This is a genomic window from Dickeya fangzhongdai (assembly GCF_002812485.1).
Lineage (GTDB): Bacteria > Pseudomonadota > Gammaproteobacteria > Enterobacterales > Enterobacteriaceae > Dickeya > Dickeya fangzhongdai.
This window is the reverse complement of sequence record NZ_CP025003.1, coordinates 1,740,559-1,760,237: the sequence shown is the minus strand read 5'-3', so window position 1 is coordinate 1,760,237 and position 19,679 is coordinate 1,740,559. Positions and strand designations below refer to the sequence as shown.

General features: G+C 54.2%; 18 protein-coding genes and 1 pseudogene. 2 read left to right on the top strand and 17 right to left on the bottom strand.

Translation table 11 applies throughout. From position 1 onward, the window contains the following. Positions 1–291: 291 nt before the first annotated feature. Positions 292–618, top strand: coding sequence for an EthD family reductase (locus tag CVE23_RS07970; protein ID WP_038920877.1), 327 nt, complete (start codon positions 292–294; stop codon positions 616–618). 216 nt (positions 619–834) lie between these two features. On the opposite strand, the pseudogene CVE23_RS23045 reads toward CVE23_RS07970, so the two are convergent. The 4 genes and pseudogenes from CVE23_RS23045 to CVE23_RS07950 form a co-directional block, all read right to left on the bottom strand. Further along, a pseudogene (locus CVE23_RS23045) lies at positions 835–933 on the bottom strand (flavodoxin); the annotation flags it as partial. A 42-nt stretch (positions 934–975) separates the two neighbouring features. After that, entirely contained in the window at positions 976–2,175 is a 1,200-nt protein-coding gene (locus tag CVE23_RS07960) for a multidrug effflux MFS transporter (protein ID WP_167389567.1), read from the bottom strand. A 299-nt stretch (positions 2,176–2,474) separates the two neighbouring features. After that, positions 2,475–2,813, bottom strand: a complete 339-nt coding sequence (locus CVE23_RS07955) for a DUF1869 domain-containing protein (protein WP_038918468.1) — start codon at positions 2,811–2,813, stop codon at positions 2,475–2,477. Between the two features lie 10 nt (positions 2,814–2,823). Beyond that, complete coding sequence (locus CVE23_RS07950; protein WP_071605183.1) at positions 2,824–3,156, bottom strand: TehB family protein; 333 nt, start codon at positions 3,154–3,156, stop codon at positions 2,824–2,826. A 226-nt stretch (positions 3,157–3,382) separates the two neighbouring features. On the opposite strand from CVE23_RS07950, the gene CVE23_RS07940 reads away from it, so the two are divergent. Then, positions 3,383–3,973, top strand: coding sequence for a flavin reductase family protein (locus CVE23_RS07940; RefSeq protein WP_100849252.1), 591 nt, complete (start codon positions 3,383–3,385; stop codon positions 3,971–3,973). A 60-nt stretch (positions 3,974–4,033) separates the two neighbouring features. Here the strand turns inward: CVE23_RS07940 and CVE23_RS07935 are convergent, their stop codons facing one another. The 13 genes from CVE23_RS07935 to ftsI all read right to left on the bottom strand — a co-directional run bounded on the left by CVE23_RS07935 (position 4,034) and on the right by ftsI (position 18,941). After that, complete coding sequence (locus CVE23_RS07935; RefSeq protein ID WP_100849251.1) at positions 4,034–4,519, bottom strand: YjjA family protein; 486 nt, start codon at positions 4,517–4,519, stop codon at positions 4,034–4,036. 175 nt (positions 4,520–4,694) lie between these two features. Then, positions 4,695–6,365 (bottom strand): alpha-keto acid decarboxylase family protein, encoded by a 1,671-nt coding sequence (locus tag CVE23_RS07930; RefSeq protein ID WP_100849250.1) that lies wholly within the window; start codon positions 6,363–6,365, stop codon positions 4,695–4,697. A 324-nt stretch (positions 6,366–6,689) separates the two neighbouring features. Beyond that, positions 6,690–7,589 carry a helix-turn-helix domain-containing protein gene (locus CVE23_RS07925; RefSeq protein ID WP_049842687.1) on the bottom strand — a complete coding sequence of 300 codons (900 nt, stop codon included), beginning with the start codon at positions 7,587–7,589 and terminating at the stop codon, positions 6,690–6,692. 94 nt (positions 7,590–7,683) lie between these two features. Then, on the bottom strand, positions 7,684–9,210 hold the full coding sequence (locus CVE23_RS07920; protein WP_100849249.1) for a DHA2 family efflux MFS transporter permease subunit: 1,527 nt from the start codon (positions 9,208–9,210) through the stop codon (positions 7,684–7,686). 10 nt (positions 9,211–9,220) lie between these two features. After that, positions 9,221–10,399: an HlyD/EmrA/EmrK family protein gene (locus tag CVE23_RS07915; RefSeq protein WP_100849248.1), complete on the bottom strand. Its 1,179-nt coding sequence runs from the start codon at positions 10,397–10,399 to the stop codon at positions 9,221–9,223. A 17-nt stretch (positions 10,400–10,416) separates the two neighbouring features. Beyond that, positions 10,417–10,887: a MarR family transcriptional regulator gene (locus CVE23_RS07910; RefSeq protein WP_049854982.1), complete on the bottom strand. Its 471-nt coding sequence runs from the start codon at positions 10,885–10,887 to the stop codon at positions 10,417–10,419. Between the two features lie 246 nt (positions 10,888–11,133). Then, positions 11,134–11,895, bottom strand: a complete 762-nt coding sequence (locus CVE23_RS07905; RefSeq protein WP_100849247.1) for an ABC transporter ATP-binding protein — start codon at positions 11,893–11,895, stop codon at positions 11,134–11,136. Between the two features lie 3 nt (positions 11,896–11,898). Next, positions 11,899–12,711, bottom strand: coding sequence for an ABC transporter ATP-binding protein (locus CVE23_RS07900; protein WP_100849246.1), 813 nt, complete (start codon positions 12,709–12,711; stop codon positions 11,899–11,901). After that, positions 12,708–13,574 carry a nickel/cobalt ABC transporter permease gene (gene opp1C / locus CVE23_RS07895; protein ID WP_100849245.1) on the bottom strand — a complete coding sequence of 289 codons (867 nt, stop codon included), beginning with the start codon at positions 13,572–13,574 and terminating at the stop codon, positions 12,708–12,710. The genes CVE23_RS07900 and opp1C overlap by 4 nt, the downstream gene beginning before the upstream one ends. Positions 13,575–13,576: 2 nt before the next feature. Next, positions 13,577–14,509 (bottom strand): nickel/cobalt ABC transporter permease, encoded by a 933-nt coding sequence (opp1B, locus tag CVE23_RS07890; protein WP_100850429.1) that lies wholly within the window; start codon positions 14,507–14,509, stop codon positions 13,577–13,579. A 48-nt stretch (positions 14,510–14,557) separates the two neighbouring features. After that, positions 14,558–16,132, bottom strand: a complete 1,575-nt coding sequence (gene nikA, locus CVE23_RS07885; protein ID WP_188726091.1) for a nickel ABC transporter substrate-binding protein — start codon at positions 16,130–16,132, stop codon at positions 14,558–14,560. Positions 16,133–16,202: 70 nt separating this feature from the next. Continuing rightward, a complete protein-coding gene (locus CVE23_RS07880) occupies positions 16,203–16,982 on the bottom strand; it encodes a class I SAM-dependent methyltransferase (protein WP_225622653.1) in 780 nt (259 codons plus the stop codon). A gap of 261 nt (positions 16,983–17,243) precedes the next feature. Further along, positions 17,244–18,941, bottom strand: a complete 1,698-nt coding sequence (gene ftsI / locus CVE23_RS07875) for a peptidoglycan glycosyltransferase FtsI (RefSeq protein ID WP_100850427.1) — start codon at positions 18,939–18,941, stop codon at positions 17,244–17,246. Positions 18,942–19,679: the final 738 nt, after the last annotated feature.

Here is a 19,679-nt window from a genome sequence, read left to right as displayed (position 1 = left end):
CGTGCCTCATACCCAGTCTGTGTGCATGCCTGATTGAAAGAGGACGCCGGCTGGTCCCAGGCTGAACCCGCATCACGGGATCCTTAACCTCTCACCGTGATTGTTGAATCTATGTCCACACAGAAGCGAATGAAACCCGATTTATCATGAAATAAAAAACAATCATAGTTATTTCCGGATTTATTGTGATGCCCCGAAACGAAAAATCGTCAGGCTGAGACAGTGATAAGGCATGGCCGTCCCCGGTCATTTGCGGGCCAGGCCCCGATTGAATCAACAGCAGAGAACATGATGACGTCAGTAACAGGTTTTAAACACGTGGGTTTTATCACCCGCAAGAACGGTCAGAGCTTTGAAGAATTTGTGCAGCACTGGGATAAGATCCACACCGAAATTGCCCTGCGCCTGCCCGGCTTAAAAGGGTATGTGCTGAATCCTATCGATCGTGAAAAATACCCAGAGTCACCGGTAGACGGCTTTTCAGAACTGTGGTTTGACTCAATCGAAGCGGCTGTTGCCGCCTTCAATTCGCCTACCGGTAAAGAAGCTTTTGAGGATGTCCCGAATTTTGCCGATCACGTTGCCGTCACTTACATTACCGAAATTAAAAAACGCTGAAATACAAAGGATTTTTACCTGAAAGCGTTTGATGTAAGAGGCAAAGACGAAACCGCGCCATCAGAATGACTTAATTGAATACATCGTTTGCAAGCCGCTGTCGAAAGACAGCGTTTTTTTCAGACAGCGGGTTACCCTCGCCCTCTCATCTATACCCGCCCGGTAAAAACGCCCACCAGCTCCGCATCCTGTTTCCCGGTTTATTGATGGCTGCTGTCAGCTACGGATCACCTCCAACCAACGGGTCACCGTTTCTGTCGTTTTTCTTTCCTGATCGCATTCAATGACCAGCGGTTTTTCTCGTTTGGCTCGCGATATATGGCCGCAGGCGCTATCCCGAACCTTCGACAAAAATAGCTAACCGGCCGTTTTCGCTACACGAGTGGTCAACGCAATTACCGCGCTGATCGCGGTAAACAAGGCGATAATCCAGGCCATCGTCCACGGCGTGCCGTCCCCCGACAGGGCAAGCAGCAAGGAGGAAATAATGCCGCTACCGTATTGTAGCGAGCCGATTAATGCCGACGCGGAACCCGCAATGTTTGGCACGGTATCAAGCGCGGCGGCGGTCGATGTTGCAGCGATAATCCCGTTCATCGCAAAGAAAACAAACACCGAGACCACAATCAGGATCATCCCGCCGATATTGAGTTTCGTGCCTAACGCAAGAACGAGTGAGGCGGCGGTGGCGATCAGTACGGCAAATTTAAGCAACTTCTCAAGCGGATAACGTTGAACCAAACGGCGGTTCACGATACTCATTCCCACCACGCCGACAATATTCAGCGCAAATAACCAGCCGTAATGTTGTGGGTCGATACCGAAGTAAGTGATGTAGACAAAGGCTGACCCGGTAATAAAAGCGTAGGCGGCGACATAATAGGACGTCAGGCACAGGGTGAAACGCATAAAAGCGGTATTCGTCAGCAATGCATAATAGTTGTGAAAGGCGCTGGATAAAGAAGCCTTTACGCGTTTGTCTTCGGCTAACGTTTCAGGCAGCCAATATAATGAAATGAACATGAGCAGGCCAATCACCGCCAGCAGCCAGAAAATCGAGTGCCATGACGTCACTTTGATCAATTGCCCGCCGAGCAGCGGCCCGGCAATCGGCGCAATCGCCATAATGATGATTAGCGTAGAGAGCATTTGCGCGGCCCGGATACGGCTAAATAGATCGCGGATCATCGCACGAGCCAGCATCGGCCCAGTGCATGCGCCCAGCGCCTGAAAGATACGCCAGAAAACAATCTGCGAAATAGTCGTTGAAAGTGCGCAGCCCACGGAGCCGATGATAAATAGCACCATGCCAATAAACAGCGGCGTCCGTCGCCCCCAGTGGTCGCTTAATGGCCCCCAAATCAGCTGTGCGATGCAAAAGCCGATTAAAAAGCCAGTAATGGTCAGTTCCACATCACCCTGTAAATCCTTCCCCATGATCGGCATGGCAGGCAGGTAAATATCTGTCGATAAAGAAGTAAACGCCATCAGGGCGCTAAGAATGGCAATAAAAAATAGCTCTGGGATTTTTTTCGATCGCATCTGGGGTTGAGTCATATCCGTCATGTAAGCGTAAATTCTTTGCGCTATATTACCGGCATTGAACCCGATGATAATCATGCGCTACAGAATGGCTTTATGAATAAGACTCATGAATCAGGCATTACTGAGCAGCCCTGGCATCCAGGATAATAAAAGATGGCGCTATGACCACAAATTACAGGCCCAGTGAATTTAGAATTCCGAAACAAAGCCGCGGATCACAGCGCAATAATACTTAAACGGAGATTGACTGAACAATACCCCTCCACATCGAATAGATATATAAGGAGTATTTACTACCTCAACACGGCCCGCTACCAGCCGCAAACGTTAGTTTCCTCGTCTGACTCGTAGCCTCGCACAATATTAATCAGTTCTTTGACGGCATCGGCGGCAATAGCCGGGTCTTTCAGTTCAGAAAGAGCAGCGAAATCTTTATCCACTGACACGCCATTATTTTGATTGGTAACGGTCAGCACAAAATCTTTACCCTTTTGACTTGTTTCCGACAGTTCGTCGATCAGCGCGGCAACCGCCTGAGCCGCGACGTCCGGCACATATAAAGACATGGGTTTCAAAAAAATCTTTTCTTTTTTTTCACTATTATCGCGATTAGCTATCGCTAAGGAATACCCTTTATTTTCGCTTTCCATTATTAACACCTCAGCCTTCGATCAAAATTTTTGGATCGACATAAAAATCAACGTTGAATAGCGTATCATCAGATAATGCTTCTATTCGGTGCCATTTTTCGGGCGGGAATACGCCAAACTGCCCGGCTTCTATCGTCAAGGTGTCAACAGGATCAGGGCTTGTCTCATCAGCGTAACCATAATAACGGATAGCCCCTTGCATCACGCATAAACGCGGGTAAACGCCCTGGCGGGTACCCGCATCCAGGTGTCGCTGCCAAATAGACGCAGGCGCAGTGTCCCTGGTCCAAAAAGGTGTTGTTCGTGTATGAACATAATTAGCAGGTATTACGATTCGTTGCATGTTTTAACCTCATTTTTCCCAGTTTAAAAGTGATGGGAGGATAAAGTAATATGATGCATATCATATACCTCTTTTCGGGTTTGTGGATTATTTTTTCCGATCTATTTTTCACAGCAGCGCAACACGCATACCCCGTAAATACTCAATTGTGGTTATTGTTAAAGACGAGCTGGAAGAGTAGAAATGGACGCCATCTAAGCCTTCACATAATGGGTTCCATGCTGAAATGAAGAAGAATGTGAAATTAAGTTCATTTTATTACGGCTTCCCGGTTTTTCTTGTCACCACGACAGACAGCCGTAACGGAAATACCAATATCGCCCCCGTCTCCTCTTCGATCTCTCTTGGCGATAAAATTATTATCGGGGTCAGCAAAGGCAGCAAGACGCACAGCAACCTAATATCGGGGTCCGATGCGGTCATCAATATCCCTGATTCTACGCTTTGGGAAAAAGTGGAAGAAATCGGTAAGCTGACAGGTGGAGATACGTTATCTGAAAGCCAAATCAAATGGGGCGTTCAGGTATGTCACGATAAATTCGCCAGAACCGGGCTTCACACGGAAGAATCAGCTGGAATTGCACCACCGCGTGTAGTTGAATGCCCACTTCAGGCGGAATGCAAAACAGTAAGCACAACGGACAAAGGGCGTTTTATACTCGTTGAGCTTGATATTCTGAATATCTGGGTGGAAAGCCATCTATTGGGTCACAACGACGCCATCGATTCGTCAAAATGGAAGCCGTTGATATATAACTTCCGCGAGTACGATACCACTGGCGATGCGCTAGGCTTTAATTTTAAATACGGTCACTAACCATGGCGCATTACCCCGACCAGACGCTATCAATGCCGCGCGCTGGTCGGGGATTTTCCGTCAGGAAAGAAACTTCACGCCTTGCTTTAATACGATATCACACGCTTTGGCTTTGACTTTTTCCGCCAGCGGGGTATTGCCCAACGTACTCAGGTTTACCTGTTTCCCCTCCCCCGTATTCAGCAGGCCGGCCAACCCTTGCACATAATCGGTCTGTTTCTGCTGCTCCTGTTGCGAGCTCAGGCCCAGTTTATTCAGCAACTGGTTTTTGACATTTTCGGTGTTTGTCGCCGAAACCAGCTTCTGTTTCAGGCAATATTGCAGGATACCCGCCGCATTGTTCATGCTGCCGGCGCTCAACGACTGAGTTTCGCCATTAAGCAAGCCGGTCAGCCCACTCAGGTTGCCGGATGAAGCGCCGTTCTGGCTTAACTGGCTGGCAGCGCTGGAAAGGGAATCCTGCCAGCCGGCCGCCTGAACGTAACTCGCTGCCGTTATCAGAGCGGCCACACCCACGATGTTCACTGCACGTTTGATTAATGTCATAACACGCTTACTCTTTTGTGATCGAAAACTGCGATGCAGTATACCTTCGCAGTCATCAGGCACCATCCGATAAAACCGAAATCGCCCGCTGAAACAGCGCCATGATTATCCGATGCACGGTTTTCGCAATTCGGCACGCCAGCGCCGGTCCCATGCACATAATCGCGTCCCTTCATTACTGCACGGTGTTGCGCATTTCAATCGACTGAGAAATGGTGTGCAGTAAATCCGGTATATCCATCTTAGGTAAAACCACCTCGATAAACGACAGGCGATGCTCTCCCTCAATGTCGGCCAGAACCTGAGCCAGTTGGTCTGGCGTACGGGTTTGCTTGATGAACACCTTGTCTTCATCGCAGCCAAGCGCCATCGGAAGCTGCGTCCAGTTCCAGGCCGCGATGTCGTTATAGCGCTGTTTCGGGCCGTGTATCGCCCGTTCGACGGTATAGCCCTGATTATTCAGCACAAACACCACCATGCTGAGTTCGTTGCGAATAATCGAACCGAGCTCCTGCACGGTAAGCTGGAGAGAGCCGTCGCCAATCAGCAGGATGACCCGGCGATCGGGTGAGGCGGTCTTGGCGCCAAGCGCGGCGGGCAACGTGTAGCCTATCGATCCCCATAACGGCTGGGCAATAAACTGGCACCCCTGCGGCAGCGTGAGCATCGCCGCCCCGAAGCAGGAGGTTCCCTGCTCGGCCACGATGATGTCGCCGGGGCGAATGAAATGCTGAATTTGCAGCCAGAACTCGCGTTGGTCCAGTCGGTTTTTCGCCTGCGGGGAAGGCAGCGCCGGCGGCGTAATAAAGCCGGGGTTCCAGCGGGCCGCTTGCGCCGCGGTGATCGTTTCCAGCGCGTCAATCGCCTTCAGCATCGGAACGGCAGGAAATGTCTGATGCCCTACCCGTGCGAACGTCGGCTGAATATCAATGTTTTTTTCCGCGGGAATTCGGTGGCTGAACCCGGCGGTAATGGTATCGACAAACAGAACGCCGACGCTGATGATGACGTCAGCGTCTTCAATGCGCGACCTGACGCTTTCACTGCTGCCGCCCCCGGCATACGTGCCGATAAAGCACGGATGCTGCTCATTCAGCGTGCCTTTTCCCATCAGCAAGGTTGAATGCGGTAACGGCACACGCTCCAGCCAGCGTTGTAAGGCAGCCGATGCGCCAAAGCGGTGCGCCAGAAAATCCGCGAGCAGCGAAACCGTCCCGGCGCGGTCCAGCAGCGCGGTTGCCGCTGCGATGAACGCGTTCAGCGAAGCCTCATCGCACCAGGGGTCCGGCATAGCCAGCGGAGAGGGGCGATCGTCGGTTGGCGCCGCAGCCACGTCTAACGGCAAAAACAAATAGACCGGGCGGCGAAGCCTGAGCGCGGCGCTAACAACCCGATCGATTTCTGCCGTGGCGTTGTCGACGCTCAGGCTGGCGCTGACTGCGGTGACTTCGGCCGCCATGCGCAGAAAGTGGCGGAAATCGCCATCCCCCAGCGTATGGTGCATGCGTTCGCCTTTTTGTTGCGACTGTTGTCTGGGCGCCGCCGCGATATGAATGACGGGAACGTATTCGGCATAGCTGCCGGCAATACCGTTAATCGCGCTCAATTCTCCAACGCCGAACGTCGTCAGTAATGCCGCGGCGGATTTGCAGCGGGCGTAGCCATCGGCGGCATAGGCGGCATTGAGTTCATTGGCGCAACCTACCCAGGAAATAGCGGGATGGCTGATGACATGATCAAGAAATTGCAAATTGTAGTCACCGGGAACGCCAAAAAGATGCTGAATACCACTCTGCGCCAGACGATCCAATAAATAATCGCCAATTGTATAGTTTCTATTCGTCACGTTATCTTCTCCATGTTGTTCGTCCTGTTTACTGGAAAGTATTAACGATCAGATAAAAACTTCTCATATTTTTATTGCATGAGATGAATAAGACACGCTAAATATCGGATATTATGTCGTAAAAAATCATGACGGAAATTACTTTAACGTAAAAATACATAGCCACACGGAGTAGCATTTATGACAAAAGCGGTTAAACGCAGAGACTTATATATCACTAATCTTTACTGTTACCCCTCTACTAATTAGTCGCCACCGGTTATTACCGCCGACTGGCAACGCTCCCCTTCCCCAGAGGAATAATGCAGACTCACTGTTTATCTTTTATTTTCGATCAAACGGAACATAATATTCCACCTCAAAATAGTCTTTATCCATCCCGCCTTGCGCGTCTTTCCTGCAATGAATAACCTCCAGATCGCCGCCATTCATGCGGGTATAAGACCGGCCGGGTAAAATATGATGGTAGATCGTCTTCAAAAACGATGTATATTCCTCCACATCTCCGGAAAACAGAAAGCGCAAATAGCGCTCTGTCGCGGCCGGCATTTGCCTGTAGTCATTATCAGCATCGACGCTATTGTACGGGTCGACGGCGCTAATATGGTATTCCATTCGCACATGGCGGTTAACCCGATTGGCATCCGGAATAAAGGTTGAAAAAGAATAGATCACCACCTCCGGTCCGCTATATCGACGACAGGTCTGTTCCCATAGTTTTATTCTTTGCGGAATATCGCTTGCCGAAATAAAGTCATCAATACTTTGGGTATGCTCAAAAAAGGAGGTGTTAGCCGGTCTGGCAGGTAAATCAACCACTTCGGGAATCGGCAGCCAGTCCACGCTAGCGTCTAATGACGGTTGCAGGCCGGTGAAATCCCAACGTAAAGCTTTACGATAATGCCCGGGCGACATCCCAAAATGTTTTTTAAAGGTACGGGTAAATGACTGCTGGGAATCAAAACAGTAACGTAGCGCCACGTCCTGAATGGTTTGATTGGTCAGCTTTAGCTCGACCGCCGCCCTGCTCAACCGCCGGCTGCGAATATACGACCCCAGCGAAACGCCGGTTTCTTTCTTGAATATGCGCTGCAAATGCCATTTGCTGTAGCCCGACTTCGCGGTGACGTCATTGATCATCAGCGGGCTTTCAAGATGACTCTCTATCCAGCCAATTAGATCGGCGGTAAATCTCATCATGGACGGCATCGTTGATAACATCATGGCAGAACCCCCTTGCTGAACATCAGAAACATCGAAACTCACGCCGATAACGAACCTGCACCGGCATTAATTCACCCATCGGCGGCGCCGCGGACTAATGCCCGGCGGCGGCCGGCCCTGTTTTGGTAAACGGCGGTCTGGCGAACCAGATGATCACCACCAGCCCCATAAACCCCCAGCCCAGCAGATGGAAATAATCGATGGTGGACGCCATCCACGCCTGCTGCTGCACGGTTTTGTCCAACTGCGCCAGCGTGGTCTGACTGATGCCGCCCATCCGATTGAGGTAATCCACCGCCGCCGGGTTGTAGACGGAGACGCTTTCGCTCAGCACCGCGTGGTGATAGATCTCGCGATGCGACCAGATCCAGGTGGTGAGCGACGACGCAAAACTGCCGCCCAGCACGCGCAGAAAGGTCGCCAGCCCGGAACCTTCCGCCACATCCTTGCCGTGCAGGCTCGACAGCAAAATGGAGGTCAACGGCACAAAGAAGAACGCTACGCCAATCCCCATAAACAGCTGTACGCCGGCCACCGTCATGAAATCGACGTCGATGGTGAACTGGGCGCGCATCAGGCACGACAGCCCCATGATCACAAACGACAACGTGGCGAGCAGGCGCAAATCGACCCGGTTACCGTAACGGCCGATAATCGGCGTGAGCAGCATCGGCAACATGCCCATCGGCGCGGCCGCCAGTCCTGCCCAGGTCGAGGTGTATCCCATCCAGGTTTGCAGCCACTGGGGCAAAATCACATTGATGGCGAAAAACGCGGCGTAGCCGAACATCAGCGATAGTGTGCCGATAGTGAAATTCCGATCGGCAAACAGCCTCAGGTTGACCAGCGGGTCGCGCTCTCCCAGCTCCCAGAGCACAAAGGACACCAGCGCGATGGCGGAAATCACTGACATCGTCACGATATCCGAGGAGGCAAACCAGTCCAGGTCGTTGCCTTTATCCAGCACCACCTGCAGCAGGCCGACCCCGAGAACCAGCAGGCCGATGCCGACGTAATCGACGCGAGCGCGCTCCGTCGTGTCCTGCCAGTCGCGCAGTTGCGCCATCACCACCCCGGCGGCGAACAGGCCGATCGGCACGTTGATGTAAAAAATCCACGGCCAGGCGTAGTTGTCGGTGATCCACCCGCCGGTAATCGGGCCGACAATCGGCCCCACCACCGTCACCATCGCCAGTAACGCCAGCGCCATGTTGCGGCGCGATGGCGGGAAAATCATCAGCAGCAGCGTCTGGCACATGGGGTACATCGGCCCGGCGAAAAAGCCCTGCAAAGCCCGGAAAACAATCAGTTCCATCATGCTGCGCGAGAAGCCGCACAGAAAAGAGGCCAGGCTGAACAGCAGCACCGAAACGACAAACAACCGCCGCTGACCGACGATGCGCGCAAGCCAGCCGGTCAGCGGCAGAGAAATGGCGTTACACACGGCGAACGACGTAATCACCCAGGTGCTCTGATCCGAACTGACGCCGAGGTTGCCGGCAATCGTCGGCAGCGACACGTTGGCGATGGTGGAATCCAGCACCTGCATGAAGGTCGCCAGCGATATCGCCAGCGTCGCCAACCCCGGATTCGGCGGCGTAAAGGCGGCTTTATCGTTCATCACCGCCGCCTTAGCCACGCGAGCTCGTCAACGGCTGACTGTTGTCGCGAAGAATTTTCGCCACCAGTTTATCGGCCTGCAGGAGCGGATCGTCGTACACATCGGTACGATAGCGCGGCGCACTGTTCGACGCGGCCGGCAGCAGTTCGCCCTGGGTGTTGTGCAGATCCACGCTAGCCAGCATCGACAGGCCGATACGCAGCGGGCGCTGTTTCAATCCTTCCGGGTCCAGCGCGATGCGCACCGGCAGACGCTGCACGATCTTAATCCAGTTGCCGCTGGCGTTCTGCGCCGGCAGCAGCGAGAACGCACTGCCGGTGCCGATCCCCAGGCTCTGAATGGTGCCGTGGTATACCGTTTTGTCGCCATAGATATCCGCCGTCAGGGTCACCGGCTGCCCCAGCCGCATTTGCAGCATCTGGCTTTCCTTGAAATTGGCGTCCACCCATACCTGATCGAGCGGCACGATCGTCATCAGGGTCGCGCCGGAACTGACGCGCATCCCGACCTGAACCGCGCGTTTGGCGACATAGCCGCTGACCGGCGCGACGATGGCGCTGCGCGCCCAGTCCAGATATTTACTGCGCAGATCCGCCACCGCGTTTTTAATGTCGGGATGGTCGTCCAGCACGGTATTATCGACCATCGCCTGATTGGTGCGCAGCGCCTGTTCGGCCGCATCCAGCGCGCTGCGGGCGCTGTTGACCGCATCCTGATAATGCGCCAAATCCTCGGCGGAAATAGCGCCCTTCGCCACCAGCCCTTTGCGGCGGTTATAGTCGCCAATCGCCTGTTGCAGCGCCACCTGTCTGGACGCGACCTGCGCCTGATAGTTATCAACGGTGCTATACAGGCCGCGCACCTGACGCACGGCGCTGGCCAACTGCGCTTCCGATTGCTGCAACGCGATGAGGGTATCGCTTGGGCTGAGTTGCACCAGCAACTGCCCTTTTTCCACATAGTCGCCGTCGTCCACGCTGACCTGGGTTACGGTACCGCCGACCTGCGGCGTCAGCGTGATCAGATTGCCGCCCACATAAGCATTGTCGGTGGTTTCGTAAAAACGCAGGTAAAGCTGGTAATAGGCCCCGCCGCCTGCCGCGGCCAGCAGCAACACCAGCAGCAGGATGGCGAATTGACGTTTACGGCGGCCGTTGCGCGGCGCCGATGGCGTGGAGGTGGTATCCATGAAAGTCGTGGCCTTTATTATTGTGGGTAGGTTAAGTGAGGGGAATAACGCGCTATCACGTCATCCGGCAACATCTTGATAAGCAGCCGCATCAGCTGCTCCGCTTCCTGATGAGTCAGGCGCGCAGTGGTTTGCGCCAGCACAATCCGCATCCCCTCCTGCTCGAAATGCTGGCAGATCGCCTGCCCTTTTTCGGTCAGCGCCAGAATCACCTGACGTTTGTCGTTGGGATGAGGCTGCCGCAAAATCAGCTCCCGCTTCACCATCCGTTCAATCATGCGACTGAGCGCGCCGCCGTCCATCATCACGTTTTTGCTCACATCCACCGGGCTGGTGAAGCCTTTATAGATACTGATCAACACCTTGAATTGGGACGCGGTGATGTCGCTGTCGGCAAAATAGTCATTCAGCAGGTTATCTTTGAACTGGTTTGCCAGGTGGATCAGCAAGCCAATCGGGTAAAGCGTGTCATTGACGGTATTGTTCATTACATAAAAACCTGACTAGGCATTAATTGAAAGTGAAATTAATGCCTAGTCAGTAAAATGTCAATATCGATTCTTATTCACGCACATTCTCCCCACCGAAACGCCAACGCGGCGTGCCGAAGCGGCGATGCCCGGTCCGGTGATTTTCTGGCAGGGTAATTCTCTGGCAGGGTAATTCTCTGGCAAGGTGAGCCGTGGCGCTGCCGGCGTGCAGGCGTCATGCGGCCGACATAACGCCATCGCGCGTTAGCGAAAGGTCATGACCGCTTGCAGCAGCGATGCTGAGTATGGATGGGAAACCGTGGATAAATCGTTAACGGCGCAGGTTTCAACGATTTCGCCCTCGCGGAAAAAAATCACGTTATTGCACAGGTACGCCGCCGCCTGTATATCATGCGTAATAAACAGGCAGGAAAGGTTAAACCGCTTTCTCAGGTCGATGAGCAGATCCAGAATCTGCACCTGCGAGGACACATCCAGCGCGCTGATGGCTTCATCCAGAACCAGCAACTGCGGATGCGTCGCCACCGCCCGGCAAATACAGACGCGCTGAATCTGGCCGCCCGACAATTCATGGACATAACGCCCGCTGAATTCCGGCGCTAACCCGGCCAGTGCTAATAATTCGGTTATTCGGCGATCCCGCCCGGCCCGGCCGGTGGTTTTCTGCAGCAGCAGCGGTTCGGACAGCGCCTGATACACCGTCATCAGCGGATTAATCGACGACGTATAATCCTGAAACACGGCGCTAATGCGGCGCCTTCTGTTTTCGGGGGAAAAGACCGGCTCGCCCGCCAATAATATTGCCCCCCGGTCGGGCCGTTCTAGCCCGCTAATCAGGCGCGCCAGCGTACTTTTTCCGCCGCCGCTTTCGCCGATAACGCCGAGACAATCGCCGTGCTCAAGCGAGAACGAGACATTTTTTATCACCGTGCGTTTTCTTTTCGAGAAAAACTGTCCGCGGTTTTCCCAATAGCTTTTTTCAACCTGCCGAACCTCAAGCAACATGCGTCATTTCCCCATCACCTGATTGAAAGCCAGACTGAGTCGTCTGCGGGTATCAATCAGGCCGCGCGTATAATCCTGTTCGGGGTGGGCGAATATCCGTTCGGTTTCACCCTGCTCAACGATCCGGCCGTCTTTCATCACCACCACATACTGCGCCAGCGCCCTGACCAGCGCCAGGTCATGAGAGGCGAACAGCATGGCGCTATGACTGCTTTTTTGCAGGCGGATAAACTGCTGCACGATGTGATACTGGGTAATGCCGTCAAGCGAGGTGGTCGGTTCATCCGCAATAATCAACGCCGGTTGCGACGCCAGCGCGATGGCGATCATCACGCGTTGCAGCATCCCGCCGGACAGCTGATGGGGATATTTAGCCAGTAATTCGGCCGCATCACGCAGCCCGACGTTTTCCAGCATCTCTTTCGCGCGGGCCCGGCGCTGCGCGCGCGTTAACGGGGTATGCCGTTTCAGGGTTTCATCAAGATGGTTGCCCACCGTATACAGCGGATCAAACGCGCTGACGGCATCCTGCATGATCAGCGCGATCTGTTTGCCGCGAATGGTCAGCCACGCGTTGGACGAGAGACGTTGCAAATCGCAACCGCGGAAAACCGTTTCGCCGCTGACGCGCAGCCAGGGCGGCAACAAGCCGAGCACGCTTCGGCATAACAGGCTTTTTCCACCCCCGCTCTCTCCCACGACAGCCGTACAGCAGCGTTCATGCAGCGTCAGGGTAATATCGTTGAGCAGGATTCGGCCTTTTCGCGTATCGGCAACCGAGAGCCGGTTAATCTCCAGCAATACCGGCGGCGTCATCGTGGCTTACTCTTCACTGCTTCTGCGCGGCTGACATAACCAGTGGGATCCAGCGCGTCGCGCAAAAAATCGCCGACCACATGACAGGCGGCGACCACCACGGCAATGGCGATGCCGGCGGGCAACATTTGTGTCGGGTGAGTCAGCATGACGTTTTTCGCCTCGCTGAGCATATTGCCCCATTCCGGTAGCGGCGGCTGAGCGCCCAGCCCCAGAAAAGAGAGCGCGGAAATCATCAATATCACGCTGCCGATATCCGCGGAAGCCAGAATAACCAGGTCGGCGGCGGCGGCCGGCAATAAGTGCCTGCGCATGACATAGGCGGAAGGCGCGGCAATAACACGCGCGTAATTGACATAGTTTTTACTGCCGTACCGCAGCGTCATCCCTCTGACCATTCGCGCATACCAGGCCCATTTCGCCAGCACCACCGCCAGCAGGATATTTTGCATCCCCGGCCCGATAATCCCCACGATGGCGAAAATCATCACTTCGCCGGGAAAAGAGAGCATGGCGTCGCAAGCGCGCATCAAAAACCCGTCGATTCTGCCTTTGCAATAGCCGGCGATCAGGCCGACGATAGCGCCGGTCAGCACGGTCAACATCATGGCCGCTACGCTATAAAACACCGTGGTTCTCACGCCAAAGACCAGACGCGAAAACACACACCGGCCCAGGTTATCCGTGCCGAGCGGATAGAGCAGACTGGCGCCCTGATACTTATGCCTGACCGACGTCAACGCCGGATCATGCGGAGCGATATACGGCGCGAAGATACCGAAAATCAACACCGTCAGCAGCAACAGACAACACAGCAAAGCCAGTCGATCCTGCGTTATTTTTTTTCCGATATTCCACGCCATGATTAGCGTTCACCCCTGATGCGCGGGTCAAGTTTGGCCTGCAACACGTCGGTCAAAAAATTAAACCCCAGGAACAGCAGCGCCATCAGCAACATGTAGGCTTGAATCATCGGATAGTCACGATTGAAGATGGCGGAAAGACACAAGCGGCCGACGCCGGGCCAGGCAAAGATATTTTCGATCACCACCGTGCCGGCAATGAGTTTCGGAATGCTCATGCCTATCGCCACCAACGCCGCGTGCAGCGAGTTCACCAGCACATGTTTACCGATAATCAACGGCGCAGGCAGCCCCCTCGCTCTGGCGTACAACACGTAGTTTTGCTGCAAATTACCGATCATGCCGCCCCTGATCAGGCGGATATAGGTGCCGAGGTATCCCAGCATCAACGTGCATGACGGCAAAATGACCGATCGTTCTTCCTGCATACCGCCGATGGGAAACAGGTCCATGTTGACCGCCAGTCCCCACATCAACAGCAAACCAATCCAGTAATTGGGGATGGCGACCGTCAGGAAAACCACGCTGCGGACCCCTTTATCGAACGGGGTATTTTCGGTTACCGCGCAGGCGATGCCCAACGTCAGCGACAGCGTGACGATCATCAACAGCGACACCGCGGCCAGATACAGCGTGGCGGGCAGCGCCTGCATAAACTCATGCCACACCGGCTGTCGGGTGATGAACGAGGTGCCGAAATCAAGGTGCAGCACTTTCCAGAGCCATAATAAATAGCGCTGGAGAAAAGGCCGATCCAGCCCTAACTCATGACGCATCAGTTGCACCGCCGCGTCGGTCGGCACGATGTCATTCACGCGCAAGGCCACTTCGGCCGGGTCGGAAGGCGCCAGATTCAGCAGCGAAAAAGCCAGAAACGACATCACCACGGCCAGCGGCGCCGTCATGAATAATCGTTTGATGAAATAAGCACGCATCAGATCCATTTTCCTCTGCATTGCCCCGGCGGGGATATCGCCTGGCGCTCAGAAATGCATGTTCTCAAAGGGAATCTCATACTGTGATGAGTTAAACGCCACCCCTTTCAGCCTGGGCGAATAGATGGCTTTGGTTCTTGAATAGGTCAGCGGGATATACACCGCTTCATCGGTCAGCAAGGTGAATAATTGTGCATAGCGATCCTGACGCTGTTTTTCATTCGGCGTCAGCAATATTTCGCCAATCAGGTTATCGATGTCCGGCTTGCGGCGTAATCCCTTCTGCGCCTGATAATCCGCATGGGCGGGAATACGAAACGACGAAATATACGAAGCCGGGTCGTAAGGCGTTCCCCATGACAACGAATATTGCAGGTCAAAGTCGCCCGATTTTTGACGGTCCAGAAAAGCCTGCTTTTCTTCCCCCAAAATAGTCAGCTGCACGCCGACCCGCTTCAGGTCATCCTGAATCAGCTCGGCAATTTCCCTTTCCGCCGCGTTATTGCGGTTATAGGACAGCATCAGCGCCAGCGCCTTACCCTGCTTTTCCCGCACCGTTTTTCCCGCCGCCAGATGCCAGCCGGCCGCCTCCAGCAATGTTGCCGCCTGCTGCGGATTAAACCGATAAACCGGCAAATCGATATCACAATAGGGCGCACGGCGGGACAGCAGGGTATCGGCAACGCTCTCGCTATTGCCCATAATCCCGCCGGCGATCGCCGCTTTATCGATCGCGTACTGCAACGCCTGACGCACCGCTTTATCCCCGGTAATGGGACGAGCGCTATTCAGCACCAGCGCGCGGGAGGCGACCGGCGGGCTCATCAACGTCTGGTATTTTCCCGAGGTCTGCAGCGCGGCGAAGCTGTCCATATCCAGCATATCGCCGTCGGCGCCGAAGATGAGCTGGACCGTTTCTTTTTGCAACGCCATCAGCATGGACTGCCGATCGGGTATCACACGCCACACGACGCTATCAAGACGCGGCCGGGTTCCCCAGTAATCGGGGTTGGCGACAAACCGCGCGTATTGATTAGGTTTATGTTCCGCCAGCACCCAGGGGCCGGTTCCCACATAACCCGTTATCCCGTCTTTGGTTTTACCGCCGATAAACGCCCGGGGCGACACAAAACGAAACGGTCTGGTCAGCCCCAATTCGATTAGCGTCGGGTAATAAGGATGTTTAAGCGTGATGTCGACGCGGTAACGCTCCAGCACGGTGACCTTATCGATCTGCTGCACCAGTTCAAGCCAGGCATGGCGCTGATAATTGTCCAGCACCGCGTCAATGTTCTGTTTGACGACATCGGCCGTCAGCGGCTCGCCATCGGTAAACCGAACATCGCGGCGTAAATTGAAAATATAGTGTTTGCCATCGGGAGATATCGTCCAGCTTTCCGCCAGCCAGGGTTTCACCCCGTCGGGGGTATTGATGACCAGCGATTCAAACACCATATTCTGGGCGGCCATTTCGCCGGCGTAGAGATGAGGATTAATATCACGAATATCTTTGGTGCTGGCGTACGCCAGTTGATTCTCAGTCGCGCCGGCGCACGCCGGGAATATGCCGGAGAACCAACACAGTATTAGCCCCACCAGCGTTATTGGCCGTATCCTAAACATCACCCTCACCCTGAAAATAAACAAGAAACGCCAGCGCGCCTGCATCTTGAATTATGACGGGCATAGCCGTTTATTTTTCCGCAACAACCATAAACATCGGCGTAGACGCGTAATTAATTTTCTCTTCGTCATCCCATAGGTTTTCGGCAATATTTTCATCGATGAAAACCTGATTAAAACCGCACGCCAGCAGGGTATGGCGATCCCACTCCGGGCGTATTTCCCGGCTCAACGGCAGCGCTCTGGCAATATTTTCCATCGCTACCGTGTCCGTGTTTGCATAGTGGTCATTAATCTTCAGACGGCGAGCATTCTGTCGATCGCGCAAATAGCCGTCACGCGCGTCGGCATTAAAAAGATGCGCGTACCAATTGGCATCGAAATTAATCAACCGACCGCCGGGCGCCAATACCCGCCGCCATTCCTGATAGGCGGCCAGCGGTTGTTTCAGATTCCAGGTGACATTGCGCGTCACCAGCACATCGAAATGATTATCGGGAAACGGCAGCGTATGGACATCCGCCGTCGCTAATGTGATGTCGACGCCATAATAATCGGCATTATTTTTAGCCTGCGCCAGCATGGCGGGCGTGGCATCCACCGCGGTAACGCGATGCCCCGCCATCGCCAGCGTGACGGCGAAAAAACCCGGCCCGGTGCCGACGTCCAGTATCGTTAATACCGGCTTTTTCGGGGCGTGATGTAAAATAACGTTCTGCCATAACAGGCGTTTGCCGCCGGTTAATTCAGAGACATTAACATCGTTATATCCTTGCGCCCTTTTGCTCCAGTAATGCTTTACCTCATTGAGTAAACCATCACACGTAATATCATCCGTTAATAGTGTCACAACAGGTAGCCCTATTATTACGACAAGTGAATCTCACCCAGAAAAAGCTGCGACTGCGTTCCGCCTTTATTTAATTACGCCCTACGCGCAGAAAGAAATAGTACACCGTGAAAGAAAGGCATACCCGCCCCGCGTATGAACTTTTATAAAAATCTCATACTTCATTGAGGTAGATCATGAAAGCCAATACGCGCCAACGCCGGCAAATGCGACTGCCGGCGCGGCTAACGGCAATGATTTAGCGCCTATCCCAATAGGCTCTTATTGGGTGAGCGCGTCTGGCGCAATATCCATGTGGCGCAGCACGTCGCCCATGATGTGGCCGAAGACCGGGCCGGCGACCGACCCGCCGAAGTGTTTGCCGGCGTCGGGATGGTTGATCATCACCACCAGCGCCACCCGCGGCTGACTGGCCGGCGCCACCCCGGCGGTGTAGTTGACGTAACCGCCGTCGTATTTGCCATCAGACCCCATTTTCTCGGCCGTACCGGTTTTAATCGCCAGACGATAGCCGGGAACGGCGGCCGTTACCCCGCTGCCGCCGGGCAGAGCATCGCTCTCCATCATATGTACCACCGTCCTCGCCACATCCTCGTCGATCACCCGGGTGCCGAGCACCGGCGGCGTCACTTTGGTGATGGAAACCGGACGGAAGACGCCGAATGACCCAATCGTGGCGTACTCGCGCGCAATCTGCAGCGGCGTGACGCGCAGCCCGTAGCCGAATGAAAAGGTCGCGCGTTCAATGTCGGACCAGCGCTCACGATGCAGCGGAAAATAGCCGCTGGTTTCACCCTCGATCCCCAATCCGCTGGCAACACCGAGCCCAAAGCGATGATAGAGATCGACCAGCACGCTTGCCGGCATCGCCAGTGCGATATGCGACACCCCGATATCGCTGGATTTTTGCAAAATGCCGGTGATGGTCAGCCGGCTCCAGTGCCCGACGTCTTTAATCAGGTGTCCGTTAACCGGATAAGGCGTGGTGTCGATGACCGAATCGGGCCGGATCAGATGGCGTTGCAGCCCCGCCATCACCACCAGCGGTTTGACGGTCGACCCCGGCTCGAAGCTGTCCGACATCGCCACATTCCGCATGTTCTTCTGCGGCTCGCCTTCGTAATTATTGGGGTTGTAGGACGGGTAGCTGGCCATACCGAGAATCTCCCCGGTGTTGACGTCAATCAGCACCGCGGCCCCGGAATCGGCCTTGTTCAGTTGCACGCCGTCACGCAGGTGCGAATAGAGAACGAACTGCAGATAACTGTCGATGCTCAGAGTCAGCGTCGGCGCCTGCTGCGCCGGATCGTCGGCCATCAGGCTGACCACGTTGCCGTAACGATCTTTGCGGTAAACCCGCAATCCCGGCTTGCCCAGCAGCAGCTTGTTGAAACTCCGTTCAATGCCGTCCAGCCCCTGCCCATCCAGCCCGACGATGCCGATAAGGTTGGATACCGCATCGCTCATCGGGTAGTAGCGGCTGGCATCGGCCGGGGTCGAGATGCCGCCGATATGCAATTGACGCACGTAATCAGCTATCCCAGCTTCGACCCGGCGTCCGATATAGAGAAAGTGACGGTGCGCATTCTCCTGAATCTTGTCTTTAATGGCGCTGAGCGGCAGCGATAACGCGGTGGATAGCGCGTTCCACTGCGCACCGGCCAGCGTCGGGTCGCTCTCCAGCACATGAATCGGATCGGCCACCACGTCATTGGAGGCCACGCTGACCGCCAGCGGATGACCGTTGCGATCGGTGATGCTGCCGCGCAGCGGTTGCATCACCAATTCACGTAGTGAACGCTGATTGGCTTCTTTCTCAAGTTGCAGGCTTGCCACTACCTGCAAATACCCGACGCGGGCCATCAACAGCACCAGGCAGACACTGATACCGACACACAATAAAACAAAGCGACCCTGAAAATAGGTCACACCCACACCTGTAGAATGTCTTTTGAGCATAAACCGCGCCAACTGAAATGAGGCTGTGTCCGCAGTGAAATCATCACCAACGATTGTCACGCCGCATTAGCGGACGCAGCCCAGAGTAAAAATACCGATTGATCGTGTGGCCGCACTATAAATGACATCGGCAAACGGTACAGAAGCAGGAAACATCCCTACGTAATTCATTAATCATTGAAATGAAAGATACAGATGAAAACAAACGCTGCCGGAAAAGCATACGCTGCCTCAACACCGTACCCGCACAACATCCCTGGTTCCCGGCGGCCCGGTTTGCCATGTTACGCGCCTGCATACCGAGTACTAACAATTGCTTTACTTATTAATCTTCACGGTTAAATAGCTACTATCTATCACAATATTCATGTAATTCGATTTCATCTCTGACCAGACGCTGACTAAGATGAATAGTGAATTTCAACCGAAGGACGCGAAGAACCTATCCCAATAGGCGTAATCGGCACAGCCGGTTTGGATGCGGGAAGCCGCGCAGTACATGAGGATGTCGAGCACTGTCCGGATCCCAAATGGCAAGTAGCATTGCCTATTGCGATAGGTTCTATACCCAAAATAATTCGGGTTGCAGAAAGGCGGCAACCGAGTGAATCCCCGGGAGCTTACATAAGTAAGTGACCGGGGTGAGCGAGGGCAGCCAACGCACCTGCAACTTGAAGTATGACGGGTATAAACCACGGATTGGCGAACGAGAATTATCCGATGAAATTCAAATTATTG